Below are 25,277 nucleotides of genomic sequence, written 5' to 3' on the forward strand. Positions count from 1 at the left end.
ACCCTGGCCCATTCTCGTTGGCTGCTTACTTGCCCACGACCACGAATCCTTCTGTGGTCAGCGTGTTCTCAGGGCCGAACTTGAGCTTTCCGTACGAACCGATGGACGGTTCTCCCGAATCGTTGAAGTCCAACTCACCGGTGATGCCGTCGTAGTCGATGTCGGTTCCCGCCTTCACCAACGGCAGGCACTCGACGTAGGACGTGCACTTGGTGCCACCTTCGGTGACGCTGTTGATGTTGGCCGCGATGTCGGTACCGGCCGTCGACTTCGCCTGCTCGGCAGCAAGCGCTGAGATCACCACCGCGTCGTACGACTCGCCGGCGTAGTTGAAGTCGATCAGAGAGGGGTTCACAGCCTTGAGACGATCCTGGAAGGCAGCTCCGACGTCCGTCAGGGGCGTGGTTCCCTGCATGGTGTCGAGCAACGGCTTCGCCACGGATTCGCCGAGCGCGTTACCCATGTTGCCGTCGACGCCGTACATCGCCATTCCGTCCGACGGGCCGATGCCCACTTCGTGCATGCGCGTGATGATCTTCGCCGACTCCTCGAAGCCCACCAATGCCACTGCATCCGGATTGAAGTTCTTGACTTGATCGACTTCGGAGTTGAACGACTGCGCGTTCGGGTCGTAGATGATCTTCTCGATCTGATCGGAGGGGACGCCCGAATCGATCAGATTCTTTTCGATGTTGTCCGCCAGACCCGTCCCGTACGGGTCGTTGAGGGCCATGATCGCTACGCGCTGACCACCGTCGTCCGAAATGAGCTGTGCGACGGCCTGAGCCTGCAGTACGTCCGTCGGAGCGGTGCGGAAGTACATGCCCTTGTCGGGGTAGCAGACGAATTGGTCCGAGGTGTTGGCAGGCGAGAACATCACGACGCCTGCGCTGGCGATCTTGTCGATCACCTTGAGCGAGACCGAAGACGACGCGGCGCCGACGATGACCTGAGTGCCTGCAGCCAATTCGCGGTCGACGGTGGTGTTGGCGGTGTCCGTTGTGGTGTCACCCGAATCGCCGGGAATCAGCTGGACCGGTTGGCCGAGAACGCCTCCGGCAGCATTGACGTCGTTGACTCCCAGCTGGGTGCCCGCGACCATCGGCGGCCCGAGGAACGACAAGCTGCCTGTATCGGGAAGAAGCGTACCGATACGCAGCGCTTCCGTGGACGGGGTGGCGCCGGCCTTGGCCTGCTCCGGGGTGCAATCAGTCGTGACGGATGTCGTCGCGGCGGAAGCGCCGGACGTAGAGCCACTCGAAGACGAGTCATCCGACTTGTCCGAGCTACAGCCTGCAAGTGCCAGTGATGCCGCGCCGAGAACTGCAGCAGTACGCACAAGTGTTCGTCTAGCCATCCCACGCTCCTAAGATCAGCCGGTGCTCGCGCCACCCGAACTGGCGCTCGCTGTGGGATCAGACGCTAGACCTTGGAACCGTTTCGCGATCCTTCAAGAAAGCCCTGTGACCTGACTGTTATCTGAAGGCGCACAGTGTTTACACGGCTGTAGCGCTGCGCGACGTTTCGACGGTCGACGCAGCCACTCAGTGCAGCCGGATAACCCGGACACTTTGCTCAAGCGTCCGGTTCACCGCCCAGAGTTTCCAGTACGACCTGTGCGACCGCCTTCATCGTGGAGCGCCGATCCATCGCGGCGCGCTGAATCCACTTGAACGCCTCAGGTTCGGTGAGCGCTTGGCGAACCATCAGAACACTCTTGGCTCGCTCGATCAGCTTGCGTGCTTCGAGCCGGTCGGAAAGATCAGCGACCTCACGCTCGAGCGCCGTCACCTCGCGGAAACGACTGACCGCCAATTCGACAGCGGGAACGAGGTCACTGATCGAGAACGGCTTGACCAAGTAAGCCATGGCGCCGGCATCGCGTGCGCGCTCGACCAACTCGCGCTGACTGAACGCTGTGAGAATGACAACAGGAGCGATCCGCTTGGCGGCAATCTCCGAAGCGGCGTCGATGCCGTCTCTCCTGGGCATCTTCACGTCCATGATGACCAGATCAGGCTTGAGCGACTCGGCCAACTCCACCGCAACCTGCCCGTCACCGGCCTCACCGACGACGTCGTAGCCCTCTTCGCGGAGCATCTCGACCAGATCCATGCGGATCAACGCCTCGTCTTCAGCGACGACAACACGACGGGGTGCGAGCTGATTGCCTTGCGGCTGCGGCGAATTCATGGCCACCATCCTCCTCCATCGAACCGCCCCGACACGAGACGCGAACGATTAGAGGGTACCGGTGTTTGACATTGAAATCGCATCTTCTAATGTAGTCATCGCAACAAGCCCTCGTATCCCAATTGGCAGAGGAAACGGATTCAAAACCCGTCCAGTGTGAGTTCGAGTCTCACCGAGGGCACCACCTGCCGCAGTTGGCCGTACCGCAAGGTTTCGGCATTCGGCTGTACCCCAGATCGACCGCAGTTAGATTCGATCCATGAACGGTCGTCGCCTGATTGCTCTGCTCGGAGCCATATCTGTTTTCGCGCTGCTCACCGGGTGTCAGACTGACGACCAATCCGACACTGCCGGCGAATCCAACACTGCCGGCGAATCTTCCACCCAGACCGTCCTCGATGCTGCAACACAGACAGGCACCCTTCAGGTCGGCACTCCCCCGATCGATGCCCTACCAACCGAGATCTCCACGCTTGCTCCGCTCCCGAACGACACGGAGATCTTTTCACCGAATCCGCGCGTCGACGTGACCGAGATCGACGTAACCGATCACGACGGTTTCACCCGAATCACCTACCGATTCGACGGAAATGGATCAGTGTTCTGGAAAACCGAATACGTCAGCGAAGCAATCCGAGCGGGTGACAGCACAGTCGTGGACGTCGGAAGTCGATCGATACTTCAAGTCGACCTGATGGGAGTCCAATCGGATTCGTCGCTCAACTCCGTATCTCACGAGGGCGAAAACATCACGCGCATAGACAGTGCGGCCAGGAACAGTGCGATCCTGCAGTCGTTTGTCGGCACGGTCGACATCCGTCCGGCATACACCGTATCGACATCCGATTCACCGTCCCGGTTGATGATCGACATCCCCACGGCAGACAGCTGACTGTCGAATACACCAATTGCGCGCTCAGCTCAGCCATTCCAGCGCAGCGGTGCTCGACGCGGTAATTCGGTTATCGAGGGGCGGATGAATACTCCGTCTCGAAACCGAGGTCTCACAATCGATCCGAGGCGATTGCTGGGTCCGGTCCAACACGACTGTCATGATTCTCACTGCATGCCCGAACTCTCACTGCATGCCCGAACTTCCGCTGCGCGAACTGCTGCTGCCAGTGTTTGTTCCAGCAGGACGGCAACCGTCATGGGGCCGACGCCACCCGGCACCGGTGTGATCGCACCGGCATGTGGGAGCGCGGCGGCGTACTCCACATCTCCGACGTTGCCCGCGTTGTACCCCGCATCGATCACCACTGCCCCAGGCTTGATCCACGCCCCTTTGATCAGTTCCGGAACACCGACGGCCGCGATGACGATGTCTGCCGAAGCGACGTGGGCGGCCAGGTCGACGGTTCGCGAATGGCAGTATGTCACCGTTGCGCCTCGACGCAGGAGGAGCATTCCCATCGGCAATCCGAGTATCGGGCTTCGGCCGACCACGACAGCATGCTTTCCGGAGAGTTCGACGCCTGTGGCGTCGAGCAGGCGCAGGATGCCACTCGGTGTACATGATTCGAATCCCCCACCGGTCAACGCCATTGCCGCGAACGCTGCCGAGGTAACGCCGTCAACGTCCTTGTCGGCCGAGATGGCATCGAACGCAGCCCGTTCGTCGATGTGGCCTGGCACCGGGTGTTGCAGCAGTATGCCGTCGATCGAAGGGTCCGCCGACGACGCTCTCAGCACGTCGACTAGTTCTTCGGTGGTTGTACTCACCGGGAGTTCGACCGTCCGCGACGTCATTCCGACGACGACAGACCGTTTGGCCTTCATCTGTACATACGCCTTCGAGGCCGGGTCCGCTCCCACGATGACGGCGGCCAGGCAAGGAACGTGCCCCGTCTCATCACGAAACTGCCTCGTGCGCACTGAGAGGTCCGCGAGCGCAGCATCGGCAATTGCGCGTCCGTCGATTATTCGAGCGGCCACGTTCTGGCTGGGCAGATTTTCGGTAGGCAGATCTTCAGTAGACAGATCTTCGGTAGACATGAATCCCCTTCACACAAGATGTGTGAAGCACCCAGGCGGTCGATGCCTCGCGATGTGCACTCCCCGGTGGTAATTCCCACCCGCGCCAGTCGTGCGTGGTCAGCGTACCGCGCGTGTGTCTCACTGCCACGAAACGCATCCGGAACGCCGCTCTCAAATCGAGACAAATCGACATAACCTATCAATAGGTAACGATCTGACCTGCAGTTATTCCATCCTAAGCAATTAGATGGCACGATGGGGGCAACCGCACGGGCACCAAGCATTGGAGGCACCGATGGACAACGGCAAGATAAACCTGACCTATGACGGTCGGGTGTCACTGAGCTTCCAACTGGCAATTCCGCACGCACCGGACAAGGTCTGGAAAGTGATAACGGAACGCGAGTACCTCGACGCCTGGTTCCCGGCGGACGTCGATTTCAATCTCACTCCAGGCGCGGATCTGCTGTTCAAGGTGACCCCGGAACAAGTCGAGCGATTCGGACTGCCCGCAGATCACGTGACGCGCGGGACGGTCATCAGCGTCCACCCGCACCGAATTCTCGAATTCCTCTGGGACGCAGATACTCTGCATTGGGAACTGGCACCGGACGGCACCGGCGGTTGCTGGCTGACCCTCACCCACACGATGGAAGACGAAGAGTCCGCGTACGCCCACGCCGCCGGCTGGCACGCGGGCTTGGAAGTTGTTGCGGCCCAACTCGATGGACGCGAAGTCGACTGGTCTCCGTGGGACCGCGCCGACGAACTCTCACCGCAATATCGCAAGTCTGCTTGATTCTGGGCCCGAGTTCAGTCTCGGGCCCGCATCTCATTCCCCTTTACGCGGGAAATGCCTGATCATTCCTTCTTGGACCACCGTCGCCAACAGCAGTCCTTCCACCGAGAAGTACCGTCCGGTTGCCAGACCGCGCGAACCTGCGGCGACCGGCGATTCGGTGGCGTACAGAACCCAGTCGGTGAACCGGAACGGGCGATGGAACCAGATCGAATGATTGACCGTCGCCGCGACGATACGATCATGACCCCAGGACAAACCATGAGTGGTCAGAATCGAATCGAGCACGGTGGTGTCGGACGAATATGCCAGCGTCGCAGCGTGAATGAGCGAATCGTCCGGCAGATCACCGTCGGGGCGCATCCACACCCGATTGTGGTTGAGTTTCTCGCCGGTGCCCTTGAGGATCCACGCCGGATCGTTGGCGTACCGCATGTCGATCGGCTTGAGCGCCGCACTGAAATGCGGCAGTTTTTCCTCGTACCCCACCAGATGATCGCCGATGGGAGGCAACGACTCCGGAAGTGGAACATCCGGGATCTCGACAGCATGGTCGAGCCCCTTGCCGGAGTCCTGGAACGCCGCGAGCATCACGAACAATTCGTTCTCACCCTGATAGGCAGTCACCTGACGGTTGGCGAATGCCCTCCCGTCACGATGACGCTCCACCCGGTACTCGATAGGCGCCTTCACATCTCCGCCCCGAATGAAATGGGCGTTCACGGCATGGATGGGGCGATCACCGTCGACAGTCCGTCCGGCGGCCATCAGTGCCTGAGACACCAATTGACCGCCGAACGTCCGCGAACCTACCTGTTTCGGGTGGTATCCACGGAACGCGTCGTCACCGATCTGCTCCAGATCCAACAGACCGAGAAGAGTACCGAGGTCGGTGGACGCGTTCGCGTGGGTCACTCAGTGGTCCTCTTCGCCGATACGGTGGACGTGAATGAGGTTGGTGGAACCGACAGTTCCCGGAGGGGATCCGGCAACGATGACCACGAGGTCACCCTTGACGTACCGCCCGAGGGAGAGCAACGCACTGTCCACCTGACGCACCATCTCGTCAGTGGTGGCCACCGCATCGACCAGGAACGTCTCGGTTCCCCACGTCAGCGTCAGCTGACTGCGCACCGCAGGCAGCGGTGTGAAGGCGAGCAACGGCAGCGGCGTGTGCAGACGAGCCAGTCGACGCACCGTGTCACCGGACTGAGTGAACGCAACCAAGGCCTTGGCGTCGAGACGCTCGCCGATGTCGCGTGCTGCGTACGAGATGACTCCGCGCTTGGTGCGCGGGACGTGGGTCAACGGTGGGACACGGGTTGATTCGTTCTCGACGGCCTCGACGATGCGGGCCATGGTGCGAACGGTTTCCATGACGTACTTGCCCACCGAAGTCTCGCCCGAGAGCATGACTGCGTCGGCGCCGTCGAGAACGGCGTTGGCGACATCGGATGCCTCTGCGCGAGTGGGACGTGAGTTCTCGATCATCGACTCGAGCATCTGCGTCGCGACGATGACCGGCTTCGCGTTCTCACGAGCAATCTGGATTGCGCGCTTCTGAACGAGCGGGACCTGCTCGAGCGGCAACTCGACACCGAGGTCACCGCGGGCGACCATGACGGCGTCGAACGCGAGCACGATGGCTTCGAGATTGTCGATGGCCTCGGGCTTCTCGAGCTTCGCGATGACGGGAACGCGGCGCCCGACTCGATCCATGATGGCGTGAACCAATTCGACGTCCGCCGGTGAGCGAACGAAGGAGAGTGCAATGAAGTCGACACCCAGCTTGAGAGCGAACTCGAGGTCGGCGATGTCCTTGCCCGACAGGGCTGGAACGGAGACGTTCATACCGGGCAGTGAGAGGCCCTTGTTGTTGCTGACCGGACCGCCTTCGGTGACCCGACAGACGACGTCGTTGCCGTCGATGGACGTGACGACCAGGCCGACCTTTCCGTCGTCGACCAGCAGTCGATCACCGGCCTTGGCGTCGCGCGCCAATTCCTTGTACGTGGTCCCGACACGATCGTGCGTTCCCTCGACGTCGTCGACGGTGATACGAACCTCTTCACCGTTGGCCCAGGTGGTCCGCTCGTCCTTGAATCGGCCGAGGCGAATCTTGGGCCCCTGAAGGTCGGCGAGAACACCGACGGCCTTTCCGGTGGCGTCCGACGCGGCGCGGACGCGAATGTAGTTTTCTTCGTGATCGGCATGCTCGCCGTGGCTGAAGTTGAGGCGCGCCACGTCCATGCCGCTCTCCACGAGCTCACGGATGCGGTCGCCAGAAGCTGTCGCAGGTCCAAGTGTGCATACAATTTTTGTCCGTCGGTTCACGGCTCGAGCCTAGTCGCTACCCCACCGCACTTCTATCCGGCATTTGCGACCTGCACTTTCTGTACTTACTCGATTCAGTTGGTCAGCTCACGAACAGCGGAAATGCCTTTGGATGAACCGGAGCCGGAAGCGCCGACTCGCCTGTGAGAAACATGTCGACGGCACGTGCGGCCGACCGTCCCTCGGCAATCGCCCAAACGACCAGCGACGCCCCGCGATGCGCGTCGCCGCAGACGAATACGCCGGGTGTCCGGGTCTGCCACCCGACATCACACTTGATTCTGCCGAGTGGATCGGTGCCGACATCAAGGTCGGTGAGCAGTGGGGCGGTTTCGACGCCGTCGAAACCCAGAGCGAGCAGGACCATCTCGCACACCAGATCCGTCGCGTCGCCGGTCTCCACCAGGGTCCGTTGTCCGTTCGTCCCCCGCGACACGGCTACCGGAACCATCCGGATTGCGCGGACCGCACCCCCACCGTCGTCGAGAAATTCCTGCGCCGCCCATCGGAATCGTTTGTCACTGCCCTCCTCGTCTGCCGGCGAGCTGCGTAGGACCCGCGGCCACAACGGCCATGGGTCGCGATCTCGATCGCGGCGTGCCGGAGGTGGGACGTGGTAATCCAATTCCGTCACCGAGAGGGCGCCTTGGCGATGCACCGTGCCGAGGCAGTCGGCGGCCGTGTCGCCGCCACCGATGATCACGACGTTCTTACCTCGCGCCGAGATGCTCGACGCTCCGTCACCCTCGCATTCGTGGTTGGCCGCACGCAGGTACGTCATCGCACGATGGATTCCGCGAAGACTACGACCCGGTACGTCTGTGTCTCTGGCACGGTCAGCCCCGACCGCCAGGACTACCGCCTCGAATTCCGTCGAGAGGTCGTGCGCGCTCACGTTCACTCCGACGGCGCAGTCGGTGACGAATCTGGTCCCCTCGGCGGTCAGTTGTTCCAGCCGCCGGTTGATGAGGGCCTTGGGCAACTTGAATTCCGGAATTCCGTAGCGAAGCAGTCCCCCGATCCGATCGCTCCGCTCGAACACCGTGACACTGTGTCCGGCTCGTGTCAGTTGTTGAGCCGCGGCCAGTCCCGCCGGTCCCGAACCGACAACCGCAACACGGTTTCCGCTGTGAACTACCGGTGCCTGCGGCCCCAACCAACCCGACTCCCAGGCGTTGTCCACGATTGCCTGTTCGATGCGCTTGATGGTGACACCTCCTGACGTGTGCTCGTCGTCGAGTGCGAGAACGCACGCCGTTTCGCACGGTGCGGGGCACAGATGTCCGGTGAACTCGGGGAAATTGTTGGTGGAATGCAGATTCTCCGAGGCTTCGGACCACCGTCCACGCCGAACCAGGTCGTTCCATTCCGGAATGAGATTGCCGAGCGGACACCCCACGTCGGCCGAATGGCAGTACGGCACAGCGCAGTCCATGCAACGCGAGGCCTGTGCAGATACGTCTCGATTTCGCACGACGGGATCCAGCGACTCGTATACCGACGCCCAGTCACCGACACGCACATCGGTCGATCTGGTCGGTGAGCCGGATCGTTTCACGTTGAGGAACCCGCGGGCGTCAGGCATGAGCCGGCTCCACCAGTTCGTTCTGTTCCACGACCTTCCGGTAGTCGACAGGCAAAACTTTGGTGAATCTCGGACTCTGGTCAACCCAGTCGTCGAGAAGTTTTGCCGCCACCGGCGAGCCGGTCGCAGCCAAATGCTCGCCGAGAAGTTCGACCAGCTGACTGCAGTCTTCCGCCGAAGGTCGCTCCAGAACGACCATGTCGCCGTTGACCTTCTCTGCCTTCACGTCGAGTACGAAGGCAACTCCGCCGGACATTCCCGCAGCAAGGTTCCTACCAGTTGGGCCGATGATGACGACGCAACCCCCGGTCATGTACTCACACGCGTGGTCTCCGACGCCTTCCACCACAGCGACCGCGCCCGAGTTGCGCACCGCGAATCGTTCCCCGACACGCCCCCTGGCATAGAGCGCACCGCTCGTAGCGCCGTACAGCAGCGTATTGCCGGCAATCACCTGATCCTCGGCCACGAAGGGCGCGTCCTCACTCGGCCGAAGCGCGATTCGTCCACCGGAGAGCCCCTTCCCCACGTAATCGTTTGCATCGCCGACGACGACCAGCGAGATGCCGGGCGGCAGGAACGCACCGAGTGACTGGCCTGCCGTTCCACTGAGCACGACGTCGATGGTGCCTTCAGGTAGCCCGACGGCGCCGTAGCGTCTGGTCACCTCTGCGCCCAGCCTCGTTCCCACCGCCCGATCCGTATTGTGTACTGGCAGTTCGATATGCACGGGTCGAGCGTCCTCGAGTGAGTTCGCGGCGCACTCGATCAGGGTGCGTTCGAGTTCGCTCGAAACAGGTACACACGGCGGGTAGGSCGCGCCGGTCGGCGCGGCCGGAACGTCGAAGAGTGGTGAGAGGTCCAACGTGCGACTCTTCCAATGCGCCACCGCCGGAGACATTTCCAATACGTCTGCGTGGCCCAGAGCGTCGTCGATACTTCGAAACCCCAGTTCTGCCAACAAACGTCGTACGTCGTCGGCGATGAAGCGGAAGAAGTTCTCGACGTACTCCGGCCGGCCGGTGAATCGCTCGCGCAGTTCGGGATTCTGCGTTGCTACTCCGACGGGGCAGGTGTCGAGGTGACATACCCGCATCATGACGCAGCCGGCCGCGATGAGTGGCGCCGTGGAAAACCCGTACTCCTGCGCCCCCAGCAACGCGGCGACGACGACGTCCCGCGCCGTGCGCAGACCCCCGTCACACTGGACGACGATCCGATCGCGTAACCCGTTGAGCACCAAGGTCTGCTGAGTTTCGGCCAGCCCGATCTCCCAGGGCGTACCAGCGTGGTGGATGGACGAGAGTGCCGCCGCGCCCGTCCCGCCGTCGTGACCGGAGATCAGCACCACGTCGGCGTGCGCTTTGGCCACACCTGCCGCAACTGTCCCGACTCCGACTGCGCTGACCAACTTCACGTGTATCCGCGCACGATCGTTTGCGCATGTGAGGTCGTAGATCAATTGGGCGAGATCCTCGATCGAATAGATGTCGTGGTGCGGGGGCGGAGAGATGAGGCCGACTCCAGGTGTCGAGTACCGGGTTTCCGCGATCCACGGGTACACCTTGGACCCCGGAAGCTGCCCTCCTTCACCGGGCTTGGCGCCCTGGGCCATCTTGATCTGAATGTCAGTGGCATTGACCAGGTAATCGCCGGTCACCCCGAAGCGACCACTCGCGACCTGCTTGACTGCGCTTCGACGCTTGTTGTCACGCAACCGCTCCGGTGACTCTCCGCCCTCACCGGTGTTCGAACGTCCGCCGAGGGCATTCATCGCAACCGCCATCGTCTCGTGCGCCTCGGCAGAGAGGGAGCCGTAGCTCATCGCACCGGTGTTGAATCGAGCGAGAATCAACTCGACGGGTTCGACCTGACGGAGCGGAATCGGCGGACGAATCCCACGCCGAAATCGAAACAGCCCCCGAAGTGTTCCGCCCTGCGCACTCAGTCGATCGACTTCATCGCTGTAGCGACGAAATATCTCACTTCGCCCCGTCCGGGTCGCATGCTGAAGGAAGAACACGGACTCGGGTGTGAACACATGCAATTCACCACCGCGGCGATACCGGAACTCTCCACTGCTGCTCAACTGACGATGCCGCACCGTACGATACGTGGCCGCGTGACGCATCAGAACTTCTCGCGCGACTTCGGTGATACCGATCCCGCCAATCCTGCTTCGTGTGTTGCAGAAGTATTCGTCGACCAATTCTCGGCCCAAGCCCACTGCCTCGAATACCTGTGCGCCCGTATAGGAGTGAACCGTAGCGATTCCCATCTTCGACATCACTTTGAGCACGCCGGAATTTGCCGCTCTCAGATAGTTGTCCGATGCCATTTTCGAATCTATTCCGGGAAGCTCGTCTTGCTCGCTGAGTGCTTCTACCGATTCGAGAGCAAGATAGGGGTGGACAGCCGCAGCACCGTAGCCGATCAGCAGCGCGATGTGATGAACTTCGCGCGCGTCACCCGACYCGACGACGAGGGAAACCTTGGTTCGCAGGCCATGCCGAACCAGATCGTGATGCACGGCAGATACTGCGAGCAATGACGGAATGGGAGCCTGCTCAGGGCCCGATCCACGGTCGGAGATCACCAGAATCTCGGTTCCGGCCGCGGCGGCCGTTCGGGCGGACTCACGAAGCCTCTCGACGCCTTCGCCGAGACTGCCTCTCGGATCGAAACCTCCCTGTAGGACAGCGCTTCTCGGAGTTCTTGCGCCGCATAGTTCGGCGACCTTCGCCATCTTCCCCGGTCCAATCACCGGTTTATCGAGAACAATCCTTCGGCACGACAGCGCCGACGCTTCGAACAAGTTCTGCTCAGCGCCGAGGGTGACACCAAGCGTAGTGACGACTTCCTCGCGAATCGCGTCCAAAGGCGGGTTCGTCACCTGAGCAAAGAGCTGGACGAAATAGTCGTACAACAGCTTCGGCCGATCCGAGAGAACGGCGAGAGGTGTGTCGACTCCCATCGATCCCAACGGCTCCGATCCTGAGCGAGCCATTGGAAGGAGAACTTCCTGCAAGTCCTCTGCCTGGTATCCGAAGAGCAGCTGCCTGTGCAACAGCGGAGCCGGATCGCCTCGGGCAGGCGCCGACTCGGGGATTTCCTCGAGATCGACCAATCCCCCGTCGACCCATTCCCTGTAGGGGTCTGTGCTCACGAGTTCGGATTTGATCTCCGCATCGGAAACGATGCCACGGCGAGCGGTGTCGACGAGGAACATTCGACCCGGTTCGAGGCGCCCCTTCTCCAACACCTCGGACGTCGGAGCGTCGAACACACCGCTCTCACTCGCCAACACGATACGGCCGTTCCTCATCCGCCACCATCGCCCTGGGCGAAGACCGTTGCGATCCAACACCGCCCCGACAACAGTGCCGTCGCTGAACGTCACCGACGCCGGGCCGTCCCATGGTTCCATCAGGCAAGCGTGAAATTGGTAGAAGGCCCTCATCTCGTCTGGCATCGAAGAATCGTTCTCCCATGCACCGGGAATCATCATCGCGATGGCGTGCTGCACACTGCGGCCCCCGAGCGTCAGAAACTCGAGCACTTCGTCGAACGACGAAGAGTCGGATCCACCCGGGGTACAGATCGGAAACATGCGATCGATGTCCCCACCTAAAAGTGCGCTCCGCAACATCGGCTCGCGAGCGCGCATCCAATTCCTGTTTCCCACAATCGTATTGATCTCGCCGTTGTGAGCGATGCAGCGATACGGCTGAGCAAGTGACCACGACGGAAAAGTGTTCGTGGAGTACCGACTGTGCACGACCGCCAAGGCAGTTCGCATTCGGGCGTCGCATAGGTCGGTGAAGTAACCGGGTAACTGCGTCGGCGTGAGCATGCCCTTGTACACGATGGTTCGGGCGGACAACGAGGGGAAATACACCGCATCATCGGCCGAATGAATTCGCTCGACTTGTCTCCTGAGCGCGAACACTCGTCGGTCCAAGGCAATTCCGCCCACACTGCGATCTCTTGGCTCGGCGCACGTCACAAAACATTGACTGATGTACGGAGCGCACTGCGCGGCAACGGTTCCGACGCAGTCACGGTCGACTGGGACCGCCCGCCACCCGATAATCCGCAGTCCTTCTGCCGCTGCGTACCGGTGTATCCGAACTACCGCGCGCCGACGTGCTTCCTGATCCACCGGGAGAAAGCAGTTTCCGGCTGCGTAGGTGTTCTCACCCATCGCGTTGGGTGGTGGAAGCTCGAACGCGGTCACCGCATCGAAGAATTCCGTCGGCAGCTGAAGAAGGATGCCCGCGCCGTCACCACTGTTGCACTCGCGCCCGACCGCGCCACGGTGGGTGAGATTGGCCAGGACCGCGAGCGCCTCGTCGACAATGGAATGCAGGTGACGTCCAGAGGTGTCTGCTACCACGGCTACACCACATGAATCGGTTTCCTGATCGGGGTCGTACAGGCCTCGAGGATCAGGTATTCGAGAAAACGGCACTCGGCGACCTCCACACGGTCATGCAGCCGACGTTCGCTAGTTTATCAGCACATAACCGCAGGTCGCGAGAGTAAAACTGTGGCCCCCTGACGACGMGCGTCAGGGGGCCACAGTTCCGAACATCGTTTTCGATCAGCTACGCAAAGGTCGGTTGTACTGATCGCGCACACTGCCGGTCAACATCATGATGCCGTCGATGAGCGGCCAGATGCCACCGATTCCACACGTCAACCAAGTGACCGCGATCTGTGCGACAGCCATGCCGGGCTGGTTGAGGTAAAAACGTCCTGCTCCGAAACCGCCGAGCAGAATGCCCAGCAATCCGGCGGTCGTCTTCGACTTGTCCGAATACGGTTCGCCGGTCATCGGGTCACGTCCGTACGGTGCGGACGGGTCGACAAGGCCGAAGCCAGGCTGAGGATAACCCTGACCTTGCGGGTATCCCTGCGCCTGACCGTAACCGGGCTGCGAATATCCAGGCTGGGGGTAGCCCTGCTGCTGACCGTAATTCTGGCTTCCCTGCGGCGGRGCGGCGGGGTAGCCCTGCGGCGGAGCCGCGTAGGGATTCGGAGTCTGATCTGCCGGCGCACCGTAAACGGGACCGTCCGTCGGGGTTTGGGTCGGCCTCGAGTAGTCCGGCGCCGGATAGTCGGTCGCCGGATAGTTCTGGGCGGCGTAGCTTTCCTGCGACGTGTACGGCGCCGTGGGCTGATTCGGGGTGGAATCAGAATCGGCAGTGGGGAACGCTGTAGTCGATTCGGTTCCGGTCGGCGGCGGGTAGATGGGGTGGTTTCCCCAGCCCGGGCCGTTCCCGACTCCCGAATACGTGTCCCAGCCTGGACCGGTGCCGGTGGTCTCCGTCGACGGAGTCTTCTCCGTTGGCGCCGAGGTTTCCGTCAACGACGCATCCGCCGTCGCGTCGTAGTCGAACGGCGACCCGAACTGGGGTGGAACCGGCGGCTGCGATCCTGACGAGTCCCCCGACTCGGACGGTTCCGGATTCTTGTTCAAGTTAGGCAACGTACTTTCCTTCGATTCGACGACGGTACGTAATAGCTTTTGTTATCGGGCCGCGAGAAGGGTTCGGCCTTCGCGTGGCCGGTCCCCCACAGATCTTTCCTCGGTTCGTGCTCCCGGATCATCCTCGCAACGGCCGGCGAACACCGTCCCGCGCATTGCCCGAAAGTATCACGATGCCGTCGACGAACGCCCAGATCCAAATTCCGATGGCAAATGGAATTCCGATGAGGAACGCGGACATGAACAGCGCGAAGAACATGCCGAGCAGTTGGCACAGTCCAATGCCGACGCTCCCGATGTAAAGACGACCGACTCCACAGATTCCGAGGAAGCCCAGCAAGATCTGCAACAGTCCAGCTGTAGCTTTCGACTTGTCGGAATACGGTTCCCCCGTTACCGGGTGCCGACCGTACGGCGCATAGGGATCTCCGAACCCGTACATCGATGGAGCGGGCGGTGGCTGCTGATATCCGTACGGATTGGGCGCGCCGTAGACCGGTCCCTGATCCTCGGGGAATCCCCCTTGCGAATAGGGACCTGTCACGGCTTGTCTTTCTTCGACAGCTTCACCGCGTCCGACGACTCATCCGACGTTGCCGTGGAGGCGCTTGCCTCACTGGAAGCGGATTCAGCAGCATCGGATTCAGAATCTTCAGCGTCGGCGCCTTTCGCGTCGGCCTTCGCCGAATCAGTTTCGGTAACTGGCGCCGCGACTCCTGCTTCGCCGGCAGCTACCGCAGCGACGTAGTCCTTCGACTTCAAATCAGCCGGATCCTCACGACCCTTCTTCGCCAGGAAGAAGTAGGCCAGTGCGGCGAAGAACACGATCCCCGAAGTGAATGTGTTGACTCGAATGCCGGCGATCTCGTATGCGAAATCGTCGCGCATCAGTTCGACGACAAACCGGCCCAGGCAATAACCCGCGACGTACAGAGCAAACAGGCGTCCGTGACCGATCTTGAATCGGCGGTCGACGAGGACCAGCAGGATCACGATCAGGACGTTCCACACAGCTTCGTAGAGGAACGTCGGGTGAACGACCCGAATGACTTCTCCGTTGGAGACACCTGCCAGTTGATCGAGCTGGCCGGAAGAGTTCACACGCTCGAAGATCTCGAGGCCCCATGGGACGGCGGTCTCGCGACCGTACAACTCCTGGTTGAAGTAGTTGCCGATACGACCGATGGCCTGCGCGAGCAAGATTCCGGGCGCAATCGCATCACCGAGCGCGGACACCGGAATGCCGCGTCGACGGCAGCCGATCCACGCACCGATGCCGCCGAGGAACACAGCTCCCCAGATTCCGAGGCCTCCCTGCCACACCTTGAGTGCATCGAGAGGCTGGCCGTTCTCGCCGAAATAGGCGGGCCAGTCGGTCAAAACGTGATAGAGCCTGCCACCGATCAGACCGAACGGAACAGCCCAGATCGCGATGTCGAGAACGGTCCCCTTCTCGCCGCCGCGGGCGACCCAACGACGATCTCCCCACACGATCGCGACGATGATGCCGAGGATGATGAAGAGCGCGTAGGCGCGCAGCGCTACCGGTCCGACGTACCAGACGCCTTGGGGCGGGCTGGGGATATAGGCCAGTAGGTCCACAGTTGAGGTCACGACGCCACGGTAGCCGAGCGGACGCCCTCGGCGAGTTCTTCGGTGAGCGAGCGAACCGCTCCCAAGCCGTTCTCGACCGCGGAGACCAGAGCCGAGCCGACGATGACGGCATCGGCGTATGCCGCGATTTCGGCAGCTTGTGCGCCGGACCGAACACCCAATCCGACGCCGACGGGAATGTCGGAATGCGCGCGGATTCGTGCGGTCAGTTCCGGAGCCATCGACGACACGGCGTCGCGAGCGCCGGTGACACCCATTGTCGAGGCCGCGTAGATGAATCCACTACTCGCGTCGAGTGTCATCGCGAGCCGTTCTTCCGTCGAGGACGGGGCGACAAGGAAGATCCGGTCGAGGTGGTGCTCCTCGGATGCTTCCATCCAGGCGCCTGCTTCTTCCGGAATGAGGTTGGGGGTGATGAGTCCGAGCCCGCCGGCGGAAGCGAGGTCTCGTGCGAACTTGTCGACGCCGTACTGCAGTACCGGGTTCCAGTAGGTCATCACGACGGCCTTGCCGCCGACCGAACTGATCTGCTCGATCACGGTGAAGATGTCGCGAAGGCGAACGCCGTTGGTGAGTGCGGTTTCGGCTGCACGCTGGATGGTCGGACCGTCCATGACCGGATCGGAGTACGCGACACCGACTTCGATGATGTCGCAGCCACCGTCGACCATCGCTTTGAACACGTCGATCGATTCGGGAACGGTCGGATAACCGGCAGGCAGGTAACCGACGAGGGCGGCACGCTTGTCAGCCTTGCACGCTGCAAAGGTGGGTGCGAGGCGTGATGGTCGTTCGCTCACTTGTCCGAGCCTTCCGTGTTGTCGTTCTGGTCTGCTGCATCAGCCGGAGCGGTTGCCTGACTCGAGGCGCCGTCGAAGAGACCGAACCAGCTTGCGGCGGTGTCCATGTCCTTGTCACCGCGACCGGAGAGATTGACGACGATGATCGCGCCCTCGCCGAGTTCCTTGCCCAGTCGGAGCGCGCCGGCAACGGCGTGGGCGGATTCGATGGCCGGGATGATGCCTTCGCGGCGCGAGAGCAGCAGTAGAGCATCCATCGCTTCGCTGTCGGTGACGGGTTCGTAGGTGGCACGCCCGATATCGCTCAGGTAAGCGTGCTCGGGTCCTACGCCCGGGTAGTCCAGACCAGCAGAGATCGAGTGCGATTCGATGGTCTGACCGTCTTCGTCCTGGAGCAGGTAGGAGTAGGCACCCTGGAATGCGCCAGGGGTACCGCCGGCGAACGTTGCTGCATGCCTTCCGGTTTCGACACCGTCGCCGGCTGCTTCGTAGCCAACCAGCCGTACCGACAGATCGTCGATGAACGGGTGGAAGATTCCGATTGCGTTGGAGCCGCCTCCGACGCAGGCTGTGACTGCATCGGGGAGGCGGCCGGTCAGTGCCTGAACCTGGACTCGTGTTTCGAGGCCGACCACTCGCTGGAAGTCGCGAACGATGGTGGGGAACGGGTGCGGACCTGCCGCGGTACCGAAGCAGTAATAGGTGTTGTCCGCGTGGGAAACCCAGTCGCGCAAGGCTTCGTTGATCGCGTCCTTTAGCGTGCGCGAACCGGTCTCGACCGAGACGACCTCCGCGCCGAGCAGGCGCATGCGCGCGACGTTCAGTGCTTGACGTTCGGTGTCGACAGCACCCATGTAGATGACGCACTCGAGACCGAGCAGTGCACAGGCGGTGGCCGATGCCACACCGTGCTGGCCCGCTCCGGTCTCGGCGATGATGCGGGTCTTGCCCATACGCTTCGCCAGCAGAACCTGACCGAGAACGTTGTTGATCTTGTGAGAACCGGTGTGGTTCAGATCTTCACGCTTGAGAATGATGCGCGCGCCGCCGGCGAACTCGCTCATTCGCGTTGCCTCGAAAATCGGCGACGGACGCCCGGTGTAATCGCGCTGCAAGCGATCGAGTTCGTTCAAGAACGTGTCGTCCGCGCGAGCCTTTTCGTACTCCGCAGTGACTTCCTCGATAACCGCCATGAGAGCTTCCGGCACATGCCGTCCGCCATAGACGCCGAAATGCCCTCCGGCATCCGGGTCGTGAGAGCGCTCGGTGAGTCCCGCGCTGGCCGGCGGCAAATTGCCGCCCTTGAATACTGCACCGGAGCCTGGTTCCTGAGTACGTGAAGTCACCCCACCAGTCTGCCCCAACGGTGTCGCTGGTCACCGCCCGGGTGCATCAAAGCACGCCGGGCGGGTGAAGCGCTTTATCGAGACGGTTTGGGGCAGGACGGGTGTGCACCGGCATTGACCAGATCTGCGACGGCCTTGCGAGGGTCGCCGCTGGTCACGAGGCCTTCACCGACGAGCACTGCGTCGGCGCCCGCACCGGCGTACGCCAACAGATCGGCAGTTCCGCGAACACCCGATTCGGCGATCTTGATCGTCTCGGTCGGCAGACCGGGAGCAATGCGACCGAAGGTGTTCTTGTCCACCTCGAGGGTTTTGAGATTGCGCGCGTTGACACCGATCACCTTGGCGCCGGCTTCGAGCGCGCGGTTGGCTTCTTCCTCGGTGTGCACCTCGACGAGGGCAGTCATTCCCAGAGATTCGGTGCGATCGATCAGCGAGGCGAGCGCCTGCTGTTCGAGTGCCGCGACGATCAGCAAGATGACGTCGGCGCCGTGAGCGCGAGCTTCGTGAATCTGGTACGGCCCCACGATGAAGTCCTTGCGCAGCACCGGAATGGTGACCGCTTTACGGACTGCGTCGAGGTCGGCCAACGAGCCGTGAAAACGGCGCTCTTCGGTGAGAACACTGATGATGCGTGCGCCACCGGCTTGGTAAGCCGCGGCAAGCTCTGCGGGATCGGCAATGTCGGCCAGCGCACCCTTTGAGGGGCTCGCTCGCTTGACCTCGGCGATGACGCCGATGCTCGATTCCAGAAGTGCTGCTGCAGCATCGAGTGCAGGCGGTGCAGCGGCCGCAGCAGCCTTGACTGCAGCGAAGTCGAGTACGGCTTCGCGGGCGGCGACATCAGCGCGCACCCCGTCGAGAATCGAGTCGAGTACGGTCATCGTGGCCCGAATCCTTTCTGGGCAAGAGCCCGATGTGAGATACGTCATCAGGGTGGTCTCAGCCTAGTGGGACGAAATTTTGCTACTCCGCCGGGGTACCCACGCAGGTGAGGGTTCAGTCTTACTCAGTGCGACGACCCCGGTTTCGCACCGTTGCCTCCCCCAGCTCCGTCGTCCCCGTCAGCCACTGTCGGGTCCTCTCCGGCATCGAGCGCGTCCCACAACATCCGTTGTGTCACAGGCTCGTCCGACGCGGGCGTGTCTCCCTGACCGAGCTTGGCTGCAGCTTCGCGGCGCGCGGCCGGGTTGTCGTACTTCGACGACAACCCGCCTCGCACTGGAGGTTTGCGCATCAGAAGTACTGCTGCGCCGAGCGCCGCCACCGCTCCGAGCAACGCAAGCAAGGCAGGCAGTACCGAAACAGTCGTCGAGAGATCTTCCGGGTGACCGGACAACTCGGCCAACTCCACCGCTCGGTCCGCAGAGGCTCCGGATACCAACAACTGCACCGCCGGAACCGCTACCGCGACGGCGACGAGTGCCACCAACAGTCCGACCACACGAAGCGCCCAACCTCGCACCGCGAACGACGCCGCGATCGCCGCCAGAAGCGCGAGCGCGAGCGGAGTCATCGCCGCCGCCCAGGTGCTGCCGTCGAGGTCCGTCGTCCGCTCCAGCGTCTTGCCGTCGCTCGAGGTCAGATGAACCCACGTCATTCGTGAGCTGCCCCACAGAGCTGCTGCCGACAGTGCAAGCAAAAGCGTCCTCGGCACAGCGGTGCCACGAGAAGCCCTTGTAGGCTGCTCCGTTGCAATCGACTCGTTCTCACTCACTGATCGTCACCTCCGATGGTGCGCAGGGTGTGCGCCGACGCGATGGCGCTCAGCACTGCCATCGCCTTGTTGCGGGCCTCGGTGTCCTCGTAGACCGGATCGGAGTCGGCGACGACGCCGGCGCCCGCCTGGACATATCCGATCCCGTCCTTGATCAATGCCGTTCGGATCGCGATCGCGGTGTCGGCGTCGCCGGCGAAGTCGAGGTAGCCGACGATGCCGCCGTAGATACCCCGCCTGGTGGGCTCGAGTTCTTCGATCAGCTGCATCGCACGCACCTTGGGTGCCCCTGACAGGGTTCCAGCGGGGAAGCATGCGGTGACCGCGTCGAGAGCGTGCTTTCCCTCGGCCAGATGACCGGTGACGGTCGATACGAGATGCATCACGTGGCTGTACCGCTCGATGTGCCGGTAGTCGTGCACCTTCACCGTGCCCGGGCGACAGACACGACCCAGATCGTTTCGCCCCAGATCGACGAGCATGAGGTGCTCGGAGTTTTCCTTCTCGTCGGCGAGGAGGTCCTTCTCGAGCAGGATGTCGTCCTCCTCTGTGGCACCGCGCCATCTGGTTCCAGCGATCGGGTGTGTTGTCGCGACGCCCTCGGCGACGGTGACCAGTGCTTCAGGGCTCGAACCGACGATCGAAAACGCCGTCTCTCCGTCACCATTCGGCACGTTGAGCAGATACATGTACGGGCTGGGGTTCGACGCGCGCAGCATCCGGTACACGTCGATCGGTGCTGCAGTGCAATCGATCTCGAATCGCTGCGAGAGAACTACCTGGAATGCCTCGCCCGCTTCGATGTCGCCGATCAACTTTTTGACGTCGACACCGAAGCTCTCGGTGGTGCGTTGACGACGGTAGTTCGGAGTCGCTTTCGAGAATGTCGACACCGTCGATTTCGCCGGCGCCGCGAGAGCGCGAGTCATCGCGTCCAACCTGGCGACCGCGTCGTCGTACGCCGTGTCGACACGCTCGTCGGTGCCGTCCCAGTTGACCGCATTGGCGATGAGGGTGATCGCCCCTTCGTGGTGATCGACAGCGGCGATGTCGGCAGCGAGCAGCATGACCATCTCGGGTATCTGCAGGTCGTCGACCGCGGAGTCACCCAATCTCTCGAGGCGCCGCACCGCGTCGTAACCGAGGAACCCGACCATTCCGCCGGTCAGCGGGGGTAGGTCGGGAAGTCGCTCCGAACGAAGTAGTTCGAGGGTGGCACCGAGTGCATCGATCGGGTCACCGCCGGCCGGAGCACCGGCCGGAACATTGCCGTACCAAGCCGCCTCTCCGTCCACGACGGTCAGTGCAGCCGGACTCCCGACGCCGATGAACGACCACCGCGACCACGAACGACCGTTCTCGGCCGACTCGAGCAAGAAGGTGCCTGGACGAYTGCCGGCCAACTTCTCGTACGCCGAGAGCGGAGTTTCGGAGTCCGCCAACACTTTCCGAGTGACCGGAACGACCCGGTGCTCAGCTGCGAGGGCACGGAACTGCTCCCGAGTGGTGGTGGAATCGGACGCGTCACCGACGATCGCGGTGTCGGACGACCGTGCGGACATGGAGGTGGGCTCGCCGTGCATGCCTCCATCATCCCAGGCTCCCCCACACGGTCGTCGTGCGCGGGTAACCTCGGCCGAATGAAACCAGGCCAACTCGCCCCCGATTTCTCGCTGCCCGACCAGGACGGAACTCCGCGCTCGCTGACGAGCCTGCTCGCGAACGGCCCCTTGGTCCTCTTCTTCTACCCGGCAGCCTCGACGCCGGTGTGCACCGCCGAGGCGTGCCACTTCCGTGACCTGGGCAGCGAATTCGCCGCGGTGGGCGCTTCGCGGGCAGGTATCAGCACCGATACGGTCGAAGCTCAGTCCACCTTTGCCACCGCACAATCCTTCGACTACCCCCTGCTCGCCGACACCGACGGCAAGGTAGCCGAACAGTTCGGCGTCAAGCGCGGACTCCTGGGCAAGCTGGCTCCGGTCAAACGCTCGACCTTCGTGATCGACACCGACCGCACCGTTCTCAAAGTCATCTCGAGTGAACTTCGCGCCAACACGCACGGCGACCAGGCACTCGAGTTCCTTCGCAATCGAAGCTGACTCACCTGGGCGAAATGATTCTCTGGGCAACCTGATTCTCTAGGCGACCTGAATCGAGCGCTTCGCAAGTCCCATCCAGAATCCGTCGATCACCTGGGTGGGCACCTGCTCCGGATCGGACGACGCACCGAGCGTGACGAACAACGGGGCGAAGTGCTCGATGGTCGGATGCGCGTACGGCATCCCGGGAGCTTGGGCGCGGAAGTCGATCAACGAATCGACGTCTCCGGCAGCGAACCTCTCCCCTGCCCACGCGTCGAATTCCGCCGACCATCCCGGGGCCTGCGCCTCCGGTGACGGATCGCGCAGGAACGGCAGCCCGTGCGTGGTGAATCCGGATCCCACGATCAGTACACCTTGCTCACGGAGTGGCCGCAGGCGTTCTCCGAGATGGAGCAAACGCTCGGGATCGAGGGTTGGCAGCGAAATTTGCAGTACCGGGATGTCTGCGTCCGGGTACATCACCGTGAGCGGCACGTAGGCACCGTGATCGAGTCCTCGATTCGGCTGCTGAACCACTCGTTCGTTGTCCGGCATCAACGCGGCGACCTGAGCGGCGAGTTCCGGAGCGCCGGGAGAGTTGTACTTCGCGCGGTAGAACCTCTCGGGAAAACCACCGAAGTCGTAGATGAGCGGGGTGCCCGTGGTCGTCGAACCGATCGTCAGCGGTGCTGATTCCCAGTGCGCCGAGACGACGAGGATTGCCGTCGGCCGCGGAAGATCGCCGGCCCACGCCCCCAATTGGTCGACCCACAACGCGCTGTCCACCAGCGGCGGAGCACCGTGGCTGAGATACAGCGCAGGCATGGTTGTGGTGGACATATGGGCTCCTCGGGATAGACATTCGTCATTAAGTTGAAGGTTCAACCTAATATAGGACTCAACACTTGCGTCCCGCAACTATTCCCCGCAATATTCTTCTGGACATGCGTCTGAGACGCTGTACACCAGCACGCTCCGTGCACGAAGAATGCTCGACCCGAAGGAGAAGTCACCGATGAGTGAACCGACCGCGCAGCCCGACGCGCAGTCTCAGACGAAGTGGCTCACAGCCGAGCAGCAGGAAGCCTGGCTGACACTGATCGCTCTCGTGACACGGTTGCCTGCCGCACTCGACACTCAACTGCAACGCGATTCGGCACTCACCCACTTCGAATACTTCGTGCTCGCCGCACTCTCGGACGCCCCCGACCACAAGCTCCAGTTGTCGGTACTGGCCCAGCGCGCGAACGCTTCCCTGTCCCGCCTCTCGCACGTCATCACGAAGATGGAGAAAGCCGGCTGGGTGAAACGGGAAGTCATTCGCGGCAGCCGCGGCTCCAACGCAGTACTCACCGACGAAGGAATGACAAAGGTCGTCGCGGCCGCGCCGCCACACGTCGCCTCGGTTCAAGGTCTCCTCTTCGAGGGCCTCGATGATCGCCAGGTCGCCCAGCTTTCGTCCTTGGGGACTGCAATGCTCAGCCAACTGGACAAGGGAATCGCCGCCGGACTCGGCAAGGCCTGACCCCTTTCCCGACACGAGCGGCCCGATCCTTACGACGGCGGCTTCGTGAGGTCGAGTGCAGCCAGGTGACTGAACAGCATGCTCGCTCCGATCGGGTTTCCACCTCCGGGATACGTAGTCCCGCTGGCCGCTGCCATCGTGTTGCCCGCCGCGTACAACCCGGCAATCGCCGTACCGTCGGCTTTGAGCACCCGCCCGGTTGCGTCGGTACGTAGACCACCTTTGGTCCCGAGGTCGGAGATACCGAAAGCGGCAGCGTGAAACGGTCCTTGGTCGATCGGTACGAGCGGTGAAGCCCCCTCCGAAAAGGCACGGTCGTACGCAGTGTCTCCTCGGCCGAAGTCCGTGTCGACGCCGGTCGCCGCAGACTCGTTGAATCGCTTCACGGTCTGCACCAGTTCCGCTGCGGGAACATCGATCTGGGCGGCGAGGTCTTCGAGCGTCTGGGCACTCTTCCACAACCCCGCATCCACATAGTGCTCCGTCTGTGCCATGGGCACGTTGGGCGCCTTCACCGGCGGCACTGCACCTTCCCTGTTGTCGTAGATCATCCAATACGGTGTGGTTACTTTTCGTGTCCGCATGTGTTCGATGACGGAGCGACCCAAGCGGTCGTACGGCGCAGACTCGTTGACGAATCGACGACCGTTGTCGTCCACGAAGATTCCGCCGGTGAACCACAGCGCAAATGCGGAGCGGCCATCCGGATGGGTGAGCCCCGGCGACCACCAGGCCTCCCCCATGAGGTCGGTATCGGCGCCCACGGCGATAGCCGCCTGATGCGCCTTGCCGAGATTGCCGGGACAACCCATCGTGTCGAGCGCAGAGCCGGGAACACCGAATTCGGCTCGCAGGGTCTCGTTCTGTTCGAATCCGCCCGCGGCCAGAATCACTCCTCTGCGGGCTCGGATGGTTCGACGTCGACCACCTTGTTCGACGACCGCGCCGACGACCGATCCGTCCTCGACGACCAATTCTTCGAGAGTGGTGTTCAGGTGCATGGCGGCGTTGGCGAATGTCGAAAGTGCCAGCAAGAATCGACCGATCAACGACTGCCCGCCGACGAGGTACGCCGGCAACTCTTCTCCCAACCGCTCCGTCGCGAGCGGCGATCGAAGTGAATCACGAAGCACACCAAGCTTCTTAGCGTTCATCGGTTTGGGAACGATGTGTCGACCGCTCGCGCGAGCCTTGGGTTTTTCCCCGAAGTAGTCGGGCCACGGCAGTATCTGGAACTCGAAATTCGAGTCCTCTTCGAGATAGTCGATCAACCCGGCGCCGCCTCGAACGTATGCCTCCTGGACGTCGGCAGGTGTCCGATCACCCACCACCGAACGGTAGTACTCCAGCGCATCTTCGATGGTGTCGTCGTCCCCGCCCCGGCGAAGAACGGCGTTGCACGGGAACCACATTCCGCCGCCGCCCGAGTACGCCGTTGTTCCGCCGTACTTGTCGGTCGCTTCGATCACAATGACGTCGAGGTCTTCGCGTGCTGCCGTGTACGCGCCGGCGAGTCCGCCGCCCGATCCCACAGCGAGTACGTCGCATGTCTCGTCCCACTTCGTCATAATCAGCCTCTCCGATCCTGGGCACATTTCCGAACGTGTTCTAGAAATCGTTCTAACACATGGACTTAGCGATCGCGGGGGATCGAAATTCTGTCCCACCGAGCGGGAGCGAGACATGACGCCGAGCGGGAGCGAGACATGACACCGAGCGGGAGCGAGACATGACGCCGAGCGGGAGCGAGACATGACACCGAGCGGGGAGCGAGAACGAGCGGTGATAGCGCACACTTTGCCCGCACGGGTCTGA

Annotated in this window: 21 protein-coding genes, 1 tRNA gene and 1 riboswitch; of the genes, 5 read left to right on the forward strand and 17 right to left on the reverse strand. The window is 62.3% G+C overall.

Annotated features, from left to right (window positions below):
* Nucleotides 1–25: 25 nt before the first annotated feature.
* Nucleotides 26–1,357, reverse strand: a complete 1,332-nt coding sequence (locus AC1DWA_RS21990; protein ID WP_003944031.1) for an ABC transporter substrate-binding protein — start codon at nucleotides 1,355–1,357, stop codon at nucleotides 26–28.
* A 218-nt stretch (nucleotides 1,358–1,575) separates the two neighbouring features.
* Nucleotides 1,576–2,193: an ANTAR domain-containing response regulator gene (locus AC1DWA_RS21995; RefSeq protein ID WP_003944029.1), complete on the reverse strand. Its 618-nt coding sequence runs from the start codon at nucleotides 2,191–2,193 to the stop codon at nucleotides 1,576–1,578.
* Nucleotides 2,194–2,300: 107 nt separating this feature from the next.
* Between AC1DWA_RS21995 and AC1DWA_RS22000 the strand changes: the two genes are divergently transcribed.
* Both AC1DWA_RS22000 and AC1DWA_RS22005 read left to right on the forward strand, forming a co-directional pair.
* Nucleotides 2,301–2,377 (forward strand) — tRNA-Leu (locus AC1DWA_RS22000).
* A gap of 75 nt (nucleotides 2,378–2,452) precedes the next feature.
* Entirely contained in the window at nucleotides 2,453–3,085 is a 633-nt protein-coding gene (locus AC1DWA_RS22005; protein ID WP_477846780.1) for an AMIN-like domain-containing (lipo)protein, read from the forward strand.
* Between the two features lie 167 nt (nucleotides 3,086–3,252).
* Here the strand turns inward: AC1DWA_RS22005 and AC1DWA_RS22010 are convergent, their stop codons facing one another.
* On the reverse strand, nucleotides 3,253–4,188 hold the full coding sequence (locus AC1DWA_RS22010) for a bifunctional 5,10-methylenetetrahydrofolate dehydrogenase/5,10-methenyltetrahydrofolate cyclohydrolase (protein ID WP_175470281.1): 936 nt from the start codon (nucleotides 4,186–4,188) through the stop codon (nucleotides 3,253–3,255).
* A gap of 22 nt (nucleotides 4,189–4,210) precedes the next feature.
* Nucleotides 4,211–4,291: riboswitch (ZMP/ZTP riboswitch) on the reverse strand.
* A gap of 174 nt (nucleotides 4,292–4,465) precedes the next feature.
* On the opposite strand from AC1DWA_RS22010, the gene AC1DWA_RS22015 reads away from it, so the two are divergent.
* The gene (locus AC1DWA_RS22015) at nucleotides 4,466–4,969 is read left to right on the forward strand and encodes an SRPBCC domain-containing protein (protein WP_003944006.1); all 504 of its coding nucleotides are present in this window, start codon (nucleotides 4,466–4,468) and stop codon (nucleotides 4,967–4,969) included.
* Nucleotides 4,970–5,002: 33 nt separating this feature from the next.
* Here AC1DWA_RS22015 and AC1DWA_RS22020 read toward each other — a convergent pair whose 3' ends face one another.
* The 12 genes from AC1DWA_RS22020 to AC1DWA_RS22075 form a co-directional block, all read right to left on the reverse strand.
* A complete protein-coding gene (locus AC1DWA_RS22020) occupies nucleotides 5,003–5,884 on the reverse strand; it encodes an acyl-CoA thioesterase (protein ID WP_019748651.1) in 882 nt (293 codons plus the stop codon).
* Nucleotides 5,885–7,303, reverse strand: a complete 1,419-nt coding sequence (gene pyk, locus AC1DWA_RS22025; protein ID WP_003944038.1) for a pyruvate kinase — start codon at nucleotides 7,301–7,303, stop codon at nucleotides 5,885–5,887.
* Between the two features lie 82 nt (nucleotides 7,304–7,385).
* Nucleotides 7,386–8,888 carry a glutamate synthase subunit beta gene (locus tag AC1DWA_RS22030; RefSeq protein WP_477846781.1) on the reverse strand — a complete coding sequence of 501 codons (1,503 nt, stop codon included), beginning with the start codon at nucleotides 8,886–8,888 and terminating at the stop codon, nucleotides 7,386–7,388.
* A complete protein-coding gene (gene gltB / locus AC1DWA_RS22035) occupies nucleotides 8,881–13,359 on the reverse strand; it encodes a glutamate synthase large subunit (RefSeq protein ID WP_477917024.1) in 4,479 nt (1,492 codons plus the stop codon). The genes AC1DWA_RS22030 and gltB overlap by 8 nt, the downstream gene beginning before the upstream one ends.
* A 132-nt stretch (nucleotides 13,360–13,491) precedes the next feature.
* Nucleotides 13,492–14,370 carry a TM2 domain-containing protein gene (locus AC1DWA_RS22040; protein WP_030245814.1) on the reverse strand — a complete coding sequence of 293 codons (879 nt, stop codon included), beginning with the start codon at nucleotides 14,368–14,370 and terminating at the stop codon, nucleotides 13,492–13,494.
* A 127-nt stretch (nucleotides 14,371–14,497) separates the two neighbouring features.
* The gene (locus AC1DWA_RS22045) at nucleotides 14,498–14,923 is read right to left on the reverse strand and encodes a TM2 domain-containing protein (RefSeq protein ID WP_019748655.1); all 426 of its coding nucleotides are present in this window, start codon (nucleotides 14,921–14,923) and stop codon (nucleotides 14,498–14,500) included.
* Nucleotides 14,920–15,993, reverse strand: a complete 1,074-nt coding sequence (gene lgt / locus AC1DWA_RS22050) for a prolipoprotein diacylglyceryl transferase (protein ID WP_477846783.1) — start codon at nucleotides 15,991–15,993, stop codon at nucleotides 14,920–14,922. Before lgt ends, AC1DWA_RS22045 begins: the two co-directional genes overlap by 4 nt.
* The gene (gene trpA, locus AC1DWA_RS22055) at nucleotides 15,990–16,793 is read right to left on the reverse strand and encodes a tryptophan synthase subunit alpha (protein WP_003944010.1); all 804 of its coding nucleotides are present in this window, start codon (nucleotides 16,791–16,793) and stop codon (nucleotides 15,990–15,992) included. The genes lgt and trpA overlap by 4 nt, the downstream gene beginning before the upstream one ends.
* Complete coding sequence (trpB, locus tag AC1DWA_RS22060; protein WP_019748657.1) at nucleotides 16,790–18,139, reverse strand: tryptophan synthase subunit beta; 1,350 nt, start codon at nucleotides 18,137–18,139, stop codon at nucleotides 16,790–16,792. The genes trpA and trpB overlap by 4 nt, the downstream gene beginning before the upstream one ends.
* 74 nt (nucleotides 18,140–18,213) lie before the next feature.
* Nucleotides 18,214–19,023 carry an indole-3-glycerol phosphate synthase TrpC gene (gene trpC, locus AC1DWA_RS22065; RefSeq protein ID WP_003944016.1) on the reverse strand — a complete coding sequence of 270 codons (810 nt, stop codon included), beginning with the start codon at nucleotides 19,021–19,023 and terminating at the stop codon, nucleotides 18,214–18,216.
* 125 nt (nucleotides 19,024–19,148) lie between these two features.
* The gene (locus AC1DWA_RS22070) at nucleotides 19,149–19,856 is read right to left on the reverse strand and encodes a TIGR02234 family membrane protein (RefSeq protein ID WP_477846784.1); all 708 of its coding nucleotides are present in this window, start codon (nucleotides 19,854–19,856) and stop codon (nucleotides 19,149–19,151) included.
* A complete protein-coding gene (locus AC1DWA_RS22075; protein ID WP_477917026.1) occupies nucleotides 19,853–21,439 on the reverse strand; it encodes an anthranilate synthase component I in 1,587 nt (528 codons plus the stop codon). Before AC1DWA_RS22075 ends, AC1DWA_RS22070 begins: the two co-directional genes overlap by 4 nt.
* Before the next feature lie 57 nt (nucleotides 21,440–21,496).
* Here AC1DWA_RS22075 and AC1DWA_RS22080 point away from each other — a divergent pair, with 57 nt between their 5' ends.
* The gene (locus tag AC1DWA_RS22080) at nucleotides 21,497–21,955 is read left to right on the forward strand and encodes a peroxiredoxin (RefSeq protein WP_020907928.1); all 459 of its coding nucleotides are present in this window, start codon (nucleotides 21,497–21,499) and stop codon (nucleotides 21,953–21,955) included.
* A 39-nt stretch (nucleotides 21,956–21,994) separates the two neighbouring features.
* On the opposite strand, the gene AC1DWA_RS22085 is transcribed toward AC1DWA_RS22080, so the two are convergent.
* On the reverse strand, nucleotides 21,995–22,777 hold the full coding sequence (locus AC1DWA_RS22085) for a dioxygenase family protein (RefSeq protein ID WP_019748662.1): 783 nt from the start codon (nucleotides 22,775–22,777) through the stop codon (nucleotides 21,995–21,997).
* A 175-nt stretch (nucleotides 22,778–22,952) separates the two neighbouring features.
* Between AC1DWA_RS22085 and AC1DWA_RS22090 the strand changes: the two genes are divergently transcribed.
* Nucleotides 22,953–23,462, forward strand: a complete 510-nt coding sequence (locus AC1DWA_RS22090; RefSeq protein ID WP_029538195.1) for a MarR family winged helix-turn-helix transcriptional regulator — start codon at nucleotides 22,953–22,955, stop codon at nucleotides 23,460–23,462.
* A 29-nt stretch (nucleotides 23,463–23,491) separates the two neighbouring features.
* Here the strand turns inward: AC1DWA_RS22090 and AC1DWA_RS22095 are convergent, their stop codons facing one another.
* Nucleotides 23,492–25,030, reverse strand: coding sequence for an FAD-binding protein (locus tag AC1DWA_RS22095; protein WP_097387328.1), 1,539 nt, complete (start codon nucleotides 25,028–25,030; stop codon nucleotides 23,492–23,494).
* Nucleotides 25,031–25,277 lie beyond the last annotated feature (247 nt).

This window comes from Rhodococcus sp. P4_F3_2, assembly GCF_056401335.1.